This window comes from Cupriavidus sp. 96C5-1, assembly GCF_057798855.1.
In genome coordinates, this window is sequence record NZ_JBYOJU010000033.1 from 29732 (window position 1) to 45055 (window position 15324).

At 66.1% G+C, this 15324-nt stretch carries 13 protein-coding genes; 5 read left to right on the forward strand and 8 right to left on the reverse strand.

Going from position 1 to position 15324, the window contains the following annotated elements; genetic code table 11:
- Window positions 1–50 precede the first annotated feature (50 nt).
- From AC3FOF_RS29555 to AC3FOF_RS29565, 3 genes are read left to right on the forward strand one after another with little or no spacing between them, the layout of a single operon-like run.
- Window positions 51–1331 carry a c-type cytochrome gene (locus AC3FOF_RS29555; RefSeq protein WP_488728612.1) on the forward strand — a complete coding sequence of 427 codons (1281 nt, stop codon included), beginning with the start codon at window positions 51–53 and terminating at the stop codon, window positions 1329–1331.
- On the forward strand, window positions 1328–1825 hold the full coding sequence (locus AC3FOF_RS29560; protein ID WP_488728613.1) for a (2Fe-2S)-binding protein: 498 nt from the start codon (window positions 1328–1330) through the stop codon (window positions 1823–1825). Before AC3FOF_RS29555 ends, AC3FOF_RS29560 begins: the two co-directional genes overlap by 4 nt.
- On the forward strand, window positions 1822–4083 hold the full coding sequence (locus AC3FOF_RS29565; protein ID WP_488728614.1) for a xanthine dehydrogenase family protein molybdopterin-binding subunit: 2262 nt from the start codon (window positions 1822–1824) through the stop codon (window positions 4081–4083). The genes AC3FOF_RS29560 and AC3FOF_RS29565 overlap by 4 nt, the downstream gene beginning before the upstream one ends.
- Before the next feature lie 62 nt (window positions 4084–4145).
- On the opposite strand, the gene AC3FOF_RS29570 is transcribed toward AC3FOF_RS29565, so the two are convergent.
- Together AC3FOF_RS29570 and AC3FOF_RS29575 are read right to left on the reverse strand one after the other, a co-directional pair.
- Window positions 4146–4463 carry a hypothetical protein gene (locus AC3FOF_RS29570; RefSeq protein ID WP_488728615.1) on the reverse strand — a complete coding sequence of 106 codons (318 nt, stop codon included), beginning with the start codon at window positions 4461–4463 and terminating at the stop codon, window positions 4146–4148.
- 416 nt (window positions 4464–4879) lie between these two features.
- Entirely contained in the window at window positions 4880–5665 is a 786-nt protein-coding gene (locus tag AC3FOF_RS29575) for a sigma-70 family RNA polymerase sigma factor (RefSeq protein WP_276264078.1), read from the reverse strand.
- Between the two features lie 84 nt (window positions 5666–5749).
- On the opposite strand from AC3FOF_RS29575, the gene AC3FOF_RS29580 reads away from it, so the two are divergent.
- Window positions 5750–6361: an ATP-dependent Clp protease proteolytic subunit gene (locus AC3FOF_RS29580; RefSeq protein ID WP_488728616.1), complete on the forward strand. Its 612-nt coding sequence runs from the start codon at window positions 5750–5752 to the stop codon at window positions 6359–6361.
- A 185-nt stretch (window positions 6362–6546) separates the two neighbouring features.
- Here AC3FOF_RS29580 and AC3FOF_RS29585 read toward each other — a convergent pair whose 3' ends face one another.
- Window positions 6547–6912, reverse strand: a complete 366-nt coding sequence (locus tag AC3FOF_RS29585) for a hypothetical protein (RefSeq protein WP_488728617.1) — start codon at window positions 6910–6912, stop codon at window positions 6547–6549.
- Window positions 6913–6938: 26 nt separating this feature from the next.
- On the opposite strand from AC3FOF_RS29585, the gene AC3FOF_RS29590 reads away from it, so the two are divergent.
- The gene (locus AC3FOF_RS29590) at window positions 6939–8195 is read left to right on the forward strand and encodes an anion transporter (protein WP_017228249.1); all 1257 of its coding nucleotides are present in this window, start codon (window positions 6939–6941) and stop codon (window positions 8193–8195) included.
- 181 nt (window positions 8196–8376) lie between these two features.
- Here the strand turns inward: AC3FOF_RS29590 and AC3FOF_RS29595 are convergent, their stop codons facing one another.
- The 5 genes from AC3FOF_RS29595 to AC3FOF_RS29615 all read right to left on the reverse strand — a co-directional run bounded on the left by AC3FOF_RS29595 (window position 8377) and on the right by AC3FOF_RS29615 (window position 15260).
- Window positions 8377–11433 (reverse strand): efflux RND transporter permease subunit, encoded by a 3057-nt coding sequence (locus tag AC3FOF_RS29595; RefSeq protein ID WP_488728618.1) that lies wholly within the window; start codon window positions 11431–11433, stop codon window positions 8377–8379.
- Window positions 11430–12641, reverse strand: a complete 1212-nt coding sequence (locus tag AC3FOF_RS29600) for an efflux RND transporter periplasmic adaptor subunit (protein ID WP_488728619.1) — start codon at window positions 12639–12641, stop codon at window positions 11430–11432. Before AC3FOF_RS29600 ends, AC3FOF_RS29595 begins: the two co-directional genes overlap by 4 nt.
- A 33-nt stretch (window positions 12642–12674) precedes the next feature.
- Window positions 12675–14132 (reverse strand): TolC family protein, encoded by a 1458-nt coding sequence (locus AC3FOF_RS29605; RefSeq protein ID WP_488728620.1) that lies wholly within the window; start codon window positions 14130–14132, stop codon window positions 12675–12677.
- 9 nt (window positions 14133–14141) lie between these two features.
- Window positions 14142–14489: a DMT family protein gene (locus AC3FOF_RS29610; RefSeq protein WP_017230128.1), complete on the reverse strand. Its 348-nt coding sequence runs from the start codon at window positions 14487–14489 to the stop codon at window positions 14142–14144.
- Between the two features lie 84 nt (window positions 14490–14573).
- A complete protein-coding gene (locus AC3FOF_RS29615; protein ID WP_276266189.1) occupies window positions 14574–15260 on the reverse strand; it encodes a hypothetical protein in 687 nt (228 codons plus the stop codon).
- Window positions 15261–15324 lie beyond the last annotated feature (64 nt).

Genomic DNA, 15324 nt, shown 5'->3' on the forward strand with positions numbered 1-15324 from the left:
CAATAAAGGCGCCTTGCAATGATCTGGCATCTCTTTCCGGCAGGGCTGTCATGACACGCCGGCCGCTCATCCTCGCTGTCGCGGGGGCGGCATTGGCCGCCTTGCTGGTCGTCCTGTACATCATGTGGGAACCAGCCATTGCGCCGGTCTCGACGCCGGCACCGTCGTCGTTCGATCGCGAACGCACCCTCCAGGGCGCGCGGGTTGTCGCGCTCGGAGACTGTGCCGTGTGCCATACGGCCAAAGGCGGGAAACCCTATGCCGGCGGCTTGCCGCTCGTCACGCCGTTTGGCACGATCTACTCTACCAACATCACGCCCGACCCGGAAACCGGCATAGGCAACTGGTCGCTTGACGCCTTCGCGCGCGCCATGCGTCACGGCATCTCGCGCGACGGCCACCAGCTCTATCCGGCGTTCCCGTACATCCACTTCACCAGGATGTCGGACCACGACATCGAGGCCGCCTATGCCTACCTGATGCGCCGCGATCCGGTCGTCGCCAGGCCGCCCGAGAACGCGTTGATTTTCCCGCTCAACTTCCGCCCGCTGGTGGCCTTCTGGAACGTGCTGTTCCTGCGGCCCGCTGAAACGCAGCCTGATCCCGCCCAGGACGAAGCCTGGAACCGTGGCCGCCTCCTGGTTGACGGACTGGGCCACTGCGCCGCCTGCCACTCGCCGCTCAACGCGATCGGCGGGGAAAAGCCGGGCCGCGCCTTCGACGGCGGCGTGGTGGACAATTGGGAGGCGCCGCCGCTGAACCGCCTTGCCAACGGTCCCGTGCCCTGGACCAAGGCGCAGCTGGCCACCTACCTGCGCACCGGCATCTCCGGCGCGCATGGCGCGGCCGCTGGGCCCATGCTGCCAGTCACGAGCGAACTGGCCACCGTGCCGGAGACGGACATCGATGCCATCGCGACCTATCTGATGTCGCTGCAGAAGCCAGCGCCCGCGCCAGCGGTGGTACCGGTTGCGGCGGCCTTGCCTGATCGGGGTGCAATCGTGCGCGGCGCGGCGTTGTTCATCGGGGCATGCGCCTCCTGCCACGGCACCGGATCGCCGATGCAAAGCATGGGCGGCCGCCCCAGCCTGGCCACCAGTTCCGCGGTCAACGCCGCTACGCCGCGCAATGCCATCCAGATGATGCTGCGGGGCGTGCCGTGGAACGGCGAGGACGCCATCCACTACATGCCGGCGTTCGCGCAGGCCTTCAACGACCAGCAGCTCTCCGACCTGGCAGTCTACCTGCGCGCCACGTACTCCCGGCAGCCACCGTGGACCGGGGTGCAGGACACCATAGCGACTCTCAGGAAAGGGGACGAATCGCAATGATCAAGCTCACCGTCAATGGCGCCAGCCACCAGTTGGACATCGATTCGTCCATGCCGCTGCTCTACGCCCTGCGCGACGAACTGCACCTGCACGGGGCCAAGTTCGGCTGCGGCCTGGGCCAGTGCGGCGCCTGCACCGTCATCGTCGGCGACCGGGCAGTGTTTTCATGCCTGGTGCCGGTGGCATCGATCGGCAGCCGCCCGGTGCGCACTATCGAGAGCCTGGGCACCTCCGACAGGCCGGGCCCCTTGCAGAAGGCATTCATCGACCACCAGGCGGCGCAATGCGGCTATTGCATCGCAGGCATGATTATGCGCGCGCAGGCCCTGCTGGAAGCCAATGCGCATCCCACCGAAGCGGAATTGCGCGCGCACATGGAGCCCAACCTGTGCCGCTGCGGCACGCATATGCGCATCCTGGCAGCGATCCGCTCGGTGGCCGGCATACCCGGCGCAGTGGACAAGGCCGAGAGCAGCAAGGAGGGCGCGCGATGAGCGACCATGACGACGTCGACACGGGCCGCCGCGCCTTCCTGGTTTCGGGCTCGCTGCTAGTGGGCTTCACGCTGCTGCCGGGCCGCAAGGCCATGGCGCAGACGGTGCTAGCCGACGAGGGCGCGGCAGTGCAGGTCTCGCGGCAGTACCAGACGCTGGCGGGCAGCCTGAAGACCAACCCCTATCTCGACGCCTGGATCAAGATCGCCCCCGACAACCGGGTCACCGTGTACACCGGCAAGGTCGAGCTGGGCACCGGCGTACGCACCGCGCTGCTCCAGGTGGCGGCCGAAGAGCTGCAGATGGCGCCCGCGCTGATCACTTTCCTGACCGCCGACACCGGCGCTTCTCCGGACGAAGGACTGACCGCCGGCAGCCACACCATGGCTGACAGTGGCAGCGCCCTGCTCAACGCCGCAGCCCAGGTGCGCGCGCTGCTGACAGACGCGGCCGCGCGGCAGCTGCGTGTCGATGCGGCGTCGCTGTCGGTCGGCAACGCACGCATCACCGCGCCCGACGGGCGCTCGCTGTCGTTCGGGCAGCTGCTGCCGGTGCTGAACCTGCACCGAGCGGCGACGCCCGCTTCGCCGCTGCGCAACCCGAAATCGTTCTCCGTGATCGGCACGCCGATGCCGCGGCTCGACATTCCCGGCAAGGTCACAGGCAAGCCAAGTTATGTCCAGGACATGGAGATGCCGGGCATGGTACATGCGCGAGCCGTGCTTCCGCCGGCCTATGACGCCGCCCTGCTCGCCTTGGACGACGCGGCCGTCAAGGCCATGCCCGGCGTAATCGCCATCGTGCGCGACGGCAACCTGCTTGCTGTGGTAGCCAAGGGCGAGTGGCAGGCAGTACTGGCTCAGCGCGCGCTGAGCGCCGCTTGCCGCTGGAGCACGGGGCGCACGTTGCCCCGCTCGGCCGACGTGATCGCGCAGCTCAAGCAGATCTCCACGCAGCACATCGAGATCGCTAACTCCAGTGCTGCAACAACGCCGGGCGTCAAGACCCTCACCGCCACCTTCTCCAAGCACTACCTGATGCACGGGTCGATCGGCCCGTCGTGCGCCGTCGCCCTGATGCAGGACGGCGTGCTGACCGTATGGACCCACTCCCAGGGCGTCTACCCGTTGCGCGACGGTCTGGCCGAGATGCTGTCGATGCCCAAGGACAAGCTGCGTTGCATCCACAGGGAAGGCTCGGGCTGCTATGGACACAACGGCGCCGACGACGCCGCGGCGCACGCAGCCTATCTGGCCCGCGGCCTACCCGGGCAGCCGGTGCGCGTGCAGTGGATGCGCGACCAGGAGAACCTGTGGGACCACTACACGCCGGCCATGGTCACCGAGGTCAAGGGCTCGCTCGATGCCGGCGGCCATATCGTCGGCTGGGACTACGCGCTGTGGAGCAGCTCGCATAACGAGCGCGTGGTCAACGCGGGCCGGCTGCTGCCCGCCACGCTGCTGGCCAGGCCCTTCGCCCCCGCGCCCTCGGTCCCGATGCTGCAGCCCGAGGGCGGTGGCGACCGCAACGCGATTCCGCTCTACAAGCTCCCGGCCTCGCACATCGTCAACCACTTCTCGCCAACCATGCCACTGCGCACCTCGGCGATGCGCTCGCTGGGCGCGCACATGAACATCTTCTCGATAGAGAGCTTCATGGACGAACTGGCTGCCGCGGCCAACACCGACCCCGTGGCGTTCCGGCTGCGGCATATGGAAGACCCGCGTGCGCGCGATGTGATCCAGCTTGCCGCGGCCAAGTTCGGCTGGCCCAGGCGCGGCCGCAAGCCAGGCCACGGTGTCGGCTTTGCGTTCGCCCAGTACAAGAACCTGATGAGCTATATGGCGATCGCGCTGGAACTCTCGGTGGTGCGCGACACGGGCCTGGTGCGCCTCGAGCATGCCGAGGTGGTCGTCGATTGCGGGCAGGTCGTCAATCCGGATGGCGTGCGCAACCAGATCGAGGGCGGCGTCCTGCAGTCCGCGAGCTGGACGCTGTACGAGCAGCTGCGCTTCGACACCGGCGGCATCGGCAGCTTCGATTGGAGTGCCTACCCGATCATGCGCTTCTCCGCCGTGCCCACCACCATCAACGTGCACCTGATCGACCGCCCGGGCAAGCCGTTCCTGGGCGTGGCCGAAGCGGCGATGGGGCCCACCGCCGGCGCCATCGGCAATGCCTTGTTCGATGCGACCGGCAAGCGCCTGCGCGACATGCCGCTGGGCGGCGAGCGGCTGCGCAGGGAAATCGCGCCGTAGCGCGCAGCGTGCCATGCGGGGGCCAGCCAATAGCCGCAGACGCAGATCGCCTGGAACGGGCTCTATGGCCGGGTGAAGGGCGCGCTCGATCCGGGCATGATCCATGCGGAGAGGATCTGGTTGCTCTGTCCTACGAGGCCGATCACGCGACCGCGCGCTTTGCCTCTGGCCGCACCGAGCGCGCGGATCTGAAGCGCATGCGCGGCGCCGCGCAAACGTTGCCCGCGTCGCCGCACTCGGCTCGTACGGGCATCGGCGCGCATCGAGCAGGAAATATCGCCAATAACGACCCGGTCATAAATGAACAATGAAACAGATCCGTAGAACGACCAACCAACGACATTTTCAACGCATCCAAGTAATGTATAGCGCACCAGCATTTCTCTTGAATGACACAATTCATCGGCATACTTCGCCGGCCGCTGGATCCCTGTAGTGAATAGGATGTGAATGCAAAGGTGCGGCGTCGATTACTTTTGACTACCGCTGAGATCCGGCTGTGATCTTTTAGACAGAATATCTCGATGCGCACCCTAGCGTGCCGGGAGATCGTCTTTCAGATGAATTCGTACTGTTCTTGCGGGGGAACGGAGCCACCAGATCGGTGGCTCTTTTTGTTTGCGGCGCTGGCACAACTTGTGCGGCATGGTCTTGGGGGAATTGTGATCCAAGCGGCAAATAATTTACCTGATAGATTATCTGGACGGTTCACCGTTAATCCCCACGCTTGTGAGGTTTCAGGCCGAGAGGTGCCGCTTGATGATCGAGCCCGTGCTTTGCATCGTGCCGCCGCCAGCTAATCTGGGGCCGCTTCCAATGCGCAATGTGTCTGCTGCGTACCCAGTGGCAGCACGCACAACACCTTCCCGCCCAGCGCCAGCACAAGAGCGAGCCGGCCGCCGATCTGCATCACCTGGCACGTCGTGCGTTGCGACTCGGGTTGAACGGCCGCAGAGGCCGGCCCCCCCAGGGCACGCGTTGGCGGTTGCCGCAAGATCGCAAACAGCGCCCGCGGATCGCAGTCCCGCAGCGCCTGCCGATACAGATGGAAGACTGCTTCCGATTCGGCTTCTTCTGCGCTCCTGTGCCCGCCTTGCGCCTGGCGCAGCCGCAACAGCGCGCGATGCAGCTGCTGCCGGCAACCGGCCTCGGTCTTGCCGCTACCCTCGGCGATCTCTCTGAAGCTGGCCTCGAAGACCTCGCGCAGCAGCACGGCGGCGCCGTCGGCCGGTGCCAGCCTGCTGGCCAGCAGGCGTAGCGCCCGTTCGATGGATTCGGCCTGCGCCGCATCGGCCTCGGCCGACGGTGCTTCGGTCGCGATGGCCTGTGCTTCGGCGTTGCACAGCCAGCGCTGCATCCAGTTGTCCCGCCGCAACTGGTCGATCGCCAGGTTCCGCATCACCGTGGTCAGCCACGCCTGCGTCGCAGCGAGTTCTGGCTTGTCGCCCGCCTCCAGTGCGCGCAGGTAGGTGTCCTGCACCACGTCCTCGGCGTCCGCCCGGCCACCGAGCATGCGCGTCGCCATGCGAACCAGCCGGGCCCGGAGGGCGGGAAACTGAGAGAGATAGTGTTCATCGAGCATTGGCACAGTTTGCCACATGGCGGGCGATGTCACGAAACCGCGGGCTTGTTCGTCAAGTCATTTCAACCCACAGGAGCTTTCTCAATGCTGCCCATGTTCTCAATGGAAACCAACGACGACAGCAAGTCCGCTGCCACCGCCGAGCCACACAACGCCTACCTGGAGGAGAAGGCATTCAAGTCTCGCACGCTACTGATCTTCGGCACCATCACCGACGCGGTGGCCGCCGACGTGACACGCAGGCTTATCGCGCTCGACGCCGACAGCGGCGAGAAGCCCATCGACATCTTCGTGAGTTCGCCGGGCGGCCACCTGGAGTCGGGCGATGCCATCCATGACATCGTGCGCTTCATCTCCGCGCCGGTGAACATGATCGGCACTGGCTGGGTGGGCAGCGCCGCCACGCACCTCTACCTTGCCGCACCGAGCGAGCGGCGTGTGTGCCTGCCCAACACGCGCTTCCTGATCCACCAGCCCAGCGGCGGCGCGGGCGGGCAGGCCACCGACATCGCGATACAGGCGCAGGAAATCATCAAGGCCCGCCAGCGCATCGCGCATGAGATCGCGCGTGAAACGGGCAGGCCGATCGACACGGTTCTGGCCGACATCGATCGCGACCGCTGGCTGTCGGCCGAAGAGGCGGTCGACTACGGGCTGGTCTCGCGCATCATCCAGCGCAAGACCGAGCTGCGGTAGTTGCTTCGACTTGTATAGGGAACAAAACCCCCCACGGCCTTTCGGCCATGGGGGGCAATGAAATCAAATTAGGCGACGGGCATCAGATGCCGCCTGCGTTCCGCACTCGGGGGCGCGCCGGAGGATCTCCTTGCCCACCCGCTGCGCGCCGCCGCGCCGGCGGGCCGTCGACTACCCCTACCGCGTCAGCGGTTGAGTTCGGTCTTTCTTATCAAGACAAGCCGCGCACCGGTGCTCAGCGTTCGAGACGGGGACAAGATCTCGACGGGCCAGCCAGCATCACAGCGCTGGACAGACAACCGAGAAATGCGGGCAAGTTCGGCGCCGAGGTGAACGAGGCTCGCCATCCGGGCAAGATCGCCCTCGTGACCTTGACTTTTATCGGCGTGAGCGGTATACACCTGCGGCGACCCCTGTCCGGCCCGCAGTGTCTGCGATTCACGGTCGGCGTGGCGCAGCGCGTACGCGCCGCCGTCCCGCGCCCTCAGATGCGCATCGACGATGTCATCCACATCGATCCGCGCGCGGCCACCCTGGCGCTCCAATTCCATCCAACGGGGCTGACCCGCGCAACCAAATGACTGCCACCATCGTCACCATCTTTCTCGTCGTTTACCTGGGAATGATTCTCGGTGGACTCCCATTCCTGCAACTGGACCGGACGGGAGTGGCACTGCTTGGTGCGATTGCCTTGATCAGCGTCGATGCCGTGAGTCTGGAAGAGGCAGCGGGCTCCATCCATCTGCCGACGGTGATCCTGCTGTTCTCCTTCATGGTGGTGTCAGCTCAGATGCGCCTGGGTGGCTTCTACGACTGGGTCACGCACCGGTTCGTCTCATTGTCATTCAGCCCGCCCGGCCTGCTCGGGGCGCTTATCTTTGGCGTCGCGGCGCTGTCGGCCATCTTCAGCAACGATATCGTCTGCCTGGCCGTCGCCCCAGTGTTGATCGATGCCTGCCAACGGCGGCGCCTCGAGCCAATGCCCTATCTGCTGGCGCTTGCCTGTGCCTCCAATATTGGCTCCGCCGCCACATTGATCGGGAACCCACAGAACATGCTGATCGGCCAGACGTTGCACATGCCGTTTTTCGCCTATGTTGGCGAGGCAATGGTGCCAGTCACCTTTGGCCTGTTGGCAACATGGGCATTGATTACCTGGCAGGTAAAGGGGCGCTGGTCGGCGCCCGCAAGCGCTGCGGGCACGTTCGACGAGGCGGCACGGCGTACCGACGAGGTGCCGCTGGACCGCTGGCAGACTACCAAGGGCCTCGCAGTTGCGGCAGTGCTACTTGTGGCCTTCCTTGTCGGGCCCTGGCCGCGCGAGCACGTGGCCCTCATCGGCGCGGGCGTGTTGTTGATGAGCCGCAAGATGCATTCCACGCGGACGCTTGGCCTCGTCGACTGGGAACTCCTGATCCTGTTCATGGCGCTCTTCGTCGTCAATCATGCGCTACAGCAATCCGGCGTCACCGCCGCCGTCATCGCCGACCTCGCCGCTGCCGGTCTTCACCTCGACCAGCTTGCGCCGCTATTCGGGGCCACCTTTGCTCTGTCGAACCTCGTATCGAATGTGCCGGCCGTGATGCTGCTACTGCCGCTGGCGCATCACGAGATGGCTGGACCGCTCCTTGCCTTGGTCAGTTCGCTGTCCGGCAACCTGTTCATTGTCGGCAGCATCGCGAACATCATCGTCGTGGATGCCGCCGCCAGGCGCAACATCGGAATCGATTGGCGTCGCCATGCGACAGTGGGTGTACCGGTCACACTCGTGACCCTGGCGATATCCGCTGTCTACCTGGCCCTTCGCGTGCATTTCGGCGCTTCGGGGGGATAGCAGCAGACCCTGCTGTCATTTGCGTAGCTGGATGCGTGCGCAATGCGCCTTGATCGCCGGATGTGCCCTTGCCGAAAGCTGTTGCGTGACCCGGTGCTGGCTTCGTTCCAGGCATTGACGTCCGCAAGGTCGGTCCGACCCAGCTGTTGCAGCCACAGGTCAGGTTTCCTTTGTGACGTCATCACCGACGCGCGAGAAGTTTTTCCATCGCGACGAAGAATACGGGGGTGATGTAGAGCGTCAATAACTGCGAGAACACCAGCCCTCCCACAACCGCAATACCTAACGCGCGCCGGGATTCCGCGCCCGCGCCGATGCCCAGAGCGATCGGCATGGTGCCGAGCAACGCTGCCAGCGTAGTCATCATGATGGGGCGGAAGCGGGTGACGCTGGCCTCCAGCATCGCGTCGGCCGCCTTGGCTTTGTCTTTCCCGCGCATCAGGTCCAGAGCGAAATCAACCATCATGATTCCGTTCTTCTTCACGAGCCCCACCAGCAAGATCAACCCGACGAAGCTGAAAAGGTTCAGTTCCTCGCCAGTGCCCCATAGCATCACCAGAGCGCCAAAGACAGCCATGGGCAACGCGGTCAGGATGGTCATGGGGTGAATGAAGTGCTCGTAGAGGACCGCGAGGATCATATAGATCAATATCACCGTTACCAGCAGCAGCACCGGAAGGTCGCGCAGCGAATCCTCGAAGGCCCTGGCGCTACCGGTGAAGCGCCCGCTCACTTGGGCGCCTAATTCTTTGCGCGCCGTCTCGTTGACGGTGGTGGCGGCTTCACCCAGAGCCACGCCTGGCGCCGTGTTGAAAGACAGCGCGACCGAGGGCAGACCGCCATAGTGGTTAACCGCCACCGGTCCCACGCCGGCGCCGATGCGTGCTACGGCCGCGAGCGGCACCGGCTCATTGCCGACGCTGGCACCTGACTGCGTCAGGTACAGCGAATTGAGCGCATTGACATCCGACTGGAAGCGTTTTTCCACTTCGAGGATCACGGGGTACTGGTCGGTCGCGGCGGAAATGGTGCCGACTTTCCGGCCTCCGTAGGCGCTTTGGAGGGTGTCTTGCACCTGCGCAGGCGAAATGCCCAAGGCTGCGGCTTGGTCGCGCAGCATGTCCACGCGAATTTCGGGGTTGCGCAGCTGTAGGTCGGTATTCACATCCTGCAGCTGCGGCAGGTTCGCAAGCGTTTGCATGAACCTGTCCGATGCCGCGTACAACGCCGCCGAGTCGGCTGACTGCAGCACGTACTGCAACGCCGTGCTCGACCCCGGGCCGATCTCGATGGCCGGCGGATTGCGTAGCAGCAACTCCATGCCGCGTACCGCCTGCGCTTTTTGTCGCACCTGCTGGATGACTTCATCGGCCGAGTCCCTTCGTTCACCCAGCGGTTTGAGGCCGATGAGTAACCGTCCGCTCGCGCCCACCGCCCCGTTGCTGCCGACGACGGACATGACCGCGGCCACGTTCGGGTTCTGCCGGACGATGGTGGCCACGCGCTGCTGCTGCGCCAGAAAATCCGCATAGGGTGTGCCGGCGGCCATTCGCGTATTGCCGTCAATTTTTCCGGAGTCCACCTTGGGGATGAATCCCTTGTTGACCGCGACGTAGGCGGCGCAGGTGCCGATGACCACGGCCAGCGAAGTGGCCAGGACGAGCAAGCCGTGAGACATCGCCCATGCCAGGCTGTGGCGGTAGCCATGCTGCAGCCGGCCAAAACCGGACTCGAACCAGCGGAAGATGAACAGGTCGCTTTTGGCCGTGCCCATGAAGCGGCTGGCCAGCATGGGCGTGAGGCTGAGCGACACCAGGCCGGAGAGCAGGACGGAAACCGCCATCGTGACGCCGAATTCGGAGAACAGCCGGCCGACAATGCCACCCATGAACACGATAGGCAGAAACACTGCCGCCAGCGAAAGCGTGATGGAGACGATGGTGAAGCCGATTTCCTGCGCGCCCTTGAAAGCGGCTTCCTCCCGCGTCATGCCCGCCTCGAGGTGGCGCACGATGTTCTCCAGTACCACGATCGCATCGTCAACGACCAGGCCAACCGCCAGCGTGAGCGCCAGGAGCGACACATTGTTCAAGCTGAAACCGAGCAGGTCCATCACGCCGAAGGTGCCGACCAGCGACGTCGGCAGGACCAGCGCGACGATCAGCGTGGCCGAAAGATTGCGCAGGAACAACATGATCACGGCCACGACCAGAACCAGCGAGATGACCAGCGTGAACTCGACGTCGCTCACGCTGTGCTGGATGTAGTCACCGCGGTCGTACAGGACGTCCAGGCGCGCGTCGCCTGGCAGGCTGGCGCGTATTTCCTCGACGACTTTCTTCGCCTCGCGCGTGACGGCGACGGTGTTGGCACCCGGCTGGCGCTTCAGGTTGATCTCGATGGCCCGCTGGTCGTTGACGAATGCGGAGGTCTTGAGGTTCTCCACGCTGTCCTCTGCGCGGCCGACGCCCGCCAGCCGCACGGGCTGCCCGTCCCGCCAAGCGAGCACGAGCCGGCCAAACGCAGCGGCATCCTGCAACTGGCCATCGGCGCGCACCGTATAGGTCCGTGCGGCCCCGTCCAGGGTACCGGTGGGCTGGTTGCTGTTGCCGGCCTGCAGCGCTGCCGTCAACTGGTCGAAACCCAGCTTTCGCGCGGCCAGCGCCTGCGGATCCACGTACAGGCGAACGGCGTAACGCTGCGCACCGTTGATGTCGATCTGGCCGACGCCGCTCACCGTCTGCAGGCGCAGCGCCACCCGGTCCTTGGCGAACTGGTTGAGCTGCGCCATGCCGATCGTCTTCGAACTGAGCGCAAGGTGCATGATTGGCGCGTCGCTGGGATTGGCCTTGCGGATTTGCGGCGCGTCGATCCCCGGCGGCAGCTGACGCGCGGCTTGCGCCAGTGCGCCCTGCACGTCCTGGGCCGCCGCGTCCACGCTGCGGTCGAGCTTGAACTGCAGCACGATCCGGGTGCTGCCGGTGCTGCTTGTCGACGACATGGAATCCAGGCCCTGGATGGCGCCGAAGCTGCGTTCCAGTGGCGTGGCAACCGAGTTGGCCATCGTGTCCGGGCTGGCGCCCGCCAGGCTGATCTCGACGCTGATCGTCGGGAACTCGACGTTTGGCAACTCATTCACCGGCAGCCTGAAGAACGAGAAGGCGCCGAAGACGACGAGCGCCGCCATGAGGACGGTGGTCAGCACCGGCCGGCGGATGAAGACGGCGGTGAAGTTCATGGCGTGGTGGGCACGGATGCCACTGTTGCGACCGCTGCTGTCGCCTGTGAGGCGGCACGCTGCGGCGTGACCGCGGTGCCATCGCGAAGGCTCGCGGGCACGGCAAGGACCACCATCTCCCCGCCGCGCAGCCCGCTGGCAATCACCGCCTGTCCGTCCAGCACGCGGTCCACCTTGAGTTGCCGGATGCGTGCCTTGTTGCCATCCACCACATAGACGTACGCGCCTGCTTGGCCCTGCTGCAGCGCCCGTTCGGGAATCAGCACCGCGTCATCCTGCATGCCGAGCACGATGCGCACGGCATGGAACTCGCCAGGCCACAGGGCTTCGTCGGCATTGGCAAACCTTGCCTTGAGCAGGATGGTCCCGGAAGCGTCGTTCAGCGCGTTGTCGAAGAACACGAGACGGCCCTTGGCGCGCAGCGCCTGCGTGCGGCTGTCACGCGCTTCAACGTCCAGGTCGCCCGCCTTCATGGCTTGCCGCAGGCGCCGCGCATCGTCCTGGGGCAACGAGAAGGCAATATCGACGGGACTAAGGGCATTGATGACGACAAGCGCTGTGCCGTTGCCGGACGAAACGAGGTTGCCCGGCTTGACCAACACGGCGCCGGCACGGCCTGCGATCGGCGTCGTGATGGTCGCGTAGCCCAGGGCGATCCGAGCCTGTTCGATCTGCGTGCGCGTTGCCGCAGCGGCGGCGCGCAGAGTCCGCTGGCTGCTGACAGCCGACTCGTACTCGCGCGCGGTCACGAACTCCTGGTTGGCGAGGGGTTCGAGGCGCGCCTGCGCGGCGGCGGCGTCGTCGGCCAGGGCCAGATCGCGGGCGTATTGCGCCTGGGCCTGGGCCAGCGTGGCCTTCAACGGCTGCGCGTCGAGTTCGAACAGGCGCTGGCCCGCGACGACCCGCTGCCCCTCCGAGATCCACACCTTTCGCAGCACGCCGGACGTTTGCGGCCGCACCTCGACCGATGCCTGCGCGGTCACTTTGCCCACGGCCTGCAACACTACTGGTGTTGGCGCAACGGCAGCCGCGATAACCTGCACGGCCAGCGGCGCGGCGGGAGCTGGTTTGGCGGCCGGCCTGAAGAAAAGCCCCGCGGCGACGGCGAGGCCGAGACACACCAACGCCAGGAACGCTGCGGTGATAAAGGTGCGCCGGCCCTGCGCAGTGTCGGGCGGCTCGGTCTCTGCGATCGGCTTGTCGGTCATGGCGGCTTTTTTTGGGAAAGATCGTTGGGAAATTCAGCGCAAGGCCGAAACGCTGGCAACGCCGACCACGTAGCCCAGCTTTGCCACCGCGAGCCGGGCTGCGTAGCGGGCTTGCACGAGACCGACGCGCGCCTGGGCGCTGGTGCGCTGGGCCACGATGAGTTCGAGCAAGCTGCCCACGCCTGCGCGATAGCGCTCGCGCGCGGCGGACTCCGCCACAGCCGCGCTTTGCAGCACGCTGCGGGCGCCGGTGATGACCGCGCCGGCGCTATCGGCCTCCTGGAAGCTCTGCCAGACCTCCAGGTCGATGGCTTGCGCCTGCTCCTCTCGCAGGGCGACCAGCCGCTCCAGTTGCGCGCGCGCCGCCGCGGTCTGGGCCCGGACGAGGCCGCCGTCGAAGAGCGGGACGCTGAGCGTGAGGCTGATCTGCTGCGTGCTGCGGGCGCTGGAGGGATGGCTCCACTGTCGGGCCGCCTGGACCCCGAGCGACAGGCTTGGCCGGCCGGCCGCCTGCGCCGCTGCGACCCGGGCCTGGCCTTGCAGGACCTGCGCGTCAAGCGCCCCGAGGTCGCTTCGCGACCGGCGCGCCCTCGTCATCAACCGGTCGACGTCAGCCAGGGGCGCGGCATCTGCCTGGGATGAAGGACCGTCGACGTCGTCGATCAGATCAATCGGGATGCCGACCGGGATACCCACCGCCTGCGCAAGGCTTCCCGCCGCGCTGCGTGCCTGTGCTTGCGCCTGGATGAGCTGGACCTGCGCATCGGCCAGCGCGGCCTCGGCCTGCGCGGACTCTCCCACGGTGGCAAGGCCCGACCGCCGGCGCGCTTGCACCACGCTCAGGCTGGCCTGTGCGGCGTCCACGCTGCTCTGCAACGCGACCGTCAATTGCCGGGCACCCAGGTAAGCGTAGCCGGCCTGTTCCACCGCGCTCACCACCCGCTGCAACTCGCGGTTGTACGCGAGTTGGCTGGCCGCGGCCTGCCATCGTGCTGACTCCAGGCCCGCGGCACGGCTGCCCGAATCGAACAGAACCCAGCTGAGGCCCAGCGTGGCCGACAGGCTGCGCGTAACGGATGGGTCGGCAGCGCCCGGATCGCGCGAGATGGACAGGGGCGCCTTGAGATCTACGACGGGGGCGAACAATGCGCGGGCGGCCTCAACCGCGGCAAGGTCCGCCAGCGCGCCGGCCCAGGCGGCGCGGGTGGCGGGATGGTTCATGAGCGCATGAACGCTGAGTGTGGCCAGCGTTTGCGGCCCCTGCGGCAGCACAGGCGCGCCTGGCGCATGGGGACTGGGCGCGGGCATGCCGATGCCCCAGGGTGCTCCCGGCGTGGGTGCGGGCTGGAATGACGCGGGCATGCCCTCGCTTCCCGCATGCACCGTACCCAGCGCGGCGCAGAACGTGATGCCAAGCGCCGCCTGCAGGAGGACGCGAGCCCCGGGAGCCTGCGCGGCAGAGGGCAGTCCATGCATGTAGCGCGTCGCCATCATCGTTTCCTAGTTCAAAGGGCCTTTGAACACAAAGAAGGCACCCAGGCAGATGAAGCCGAAGCCCACCAGATGGTTGAGCGTGAGCCGCTCGCCGAGATAGACGACGGAAAAAACGGCAAAGACAACCAGCGTGATGACTTCCTGCATCGTCTTGAGCTCGGCCGCGCTGTAGATGGAATGACCGATCCTGTTGGCGGGGACCGCGAAGCAGTACTCGGCCAGGGCGATCAGCCAACTCACCAGGACCACCAGGTAAAGCGGACGGTCGCCGAACTTGAGGTGGCCATACCAGGCCACCGTCATGAAGGCGTTGGATACGAGAAGCAAGGCGATGGGCAAGAGCTTGGGAGGCATCGGGAAGATTCCAATCAACGGGAACGCTGCGCTGAGCCGGTGCGGGCATCCGCCGCACCGGCTCAGCGCATGGGGAGCTTGTTCTTACGGCGCGCGGTCGTAGAGCGGCTGCAGGGCGGACAGGCTGGTGCCCATGCTGATGGCTTCCAGGGACGTGCCGAACGCATTGCGCGTGCCCAGCCCGGACGCCGCGAATGGCGCGCCTGTCTGCACGGAAAGTCGCAGGCTCTCGGGCGGGAAGCGCACGATGCTGCCATCGCTCAGGATGACGCCGTTGGCCTCGCCCCGCCGACCGGTAAGCACGGTCTCCACGCGGCCTTCCACCTGCTGGGGCTGCAGACGCTGGGCGCGCAGGTGTGGTGGCAGGACTCGGTCTTCGCCCACCGGCGGTGGCTGGACGTACACGGTGCGCCCGCTGCCGGTGTGGACGATGGCGTCGGCCCTGATCGTGCCTCGCGCTTGCGCCTGTCCGATGATGCGGACGGCGTCCCCCACCTTGACCGTGGCCGTGAGCGCATCGGCCATGTGCGGCGGAAACTTGGCGATGGTTCCGTCGCTCAGGCGCAGCCCGTCGACCTCACCGTAGGGATTGATGAGCATCCGCTGGACCTGGCCTTCCACCGCGTACTGGCCCATCAGGCCGGGGGCATCCAGCCGCTGAGGCGGTGCCGGTGGCAGATCGGGTGCCGGGCCGGGCGGCATGGCATGTGCGCTCAGACTGCACAGGCCGAATGCGAGCGCAGCAGACATGGCGATGAAATGCCTGGACATGGAGAAACTCCTTGGGTTGGGAAGAACACCCAACCTGTGGCGCAAGCACCATGCCTAAGCAGAT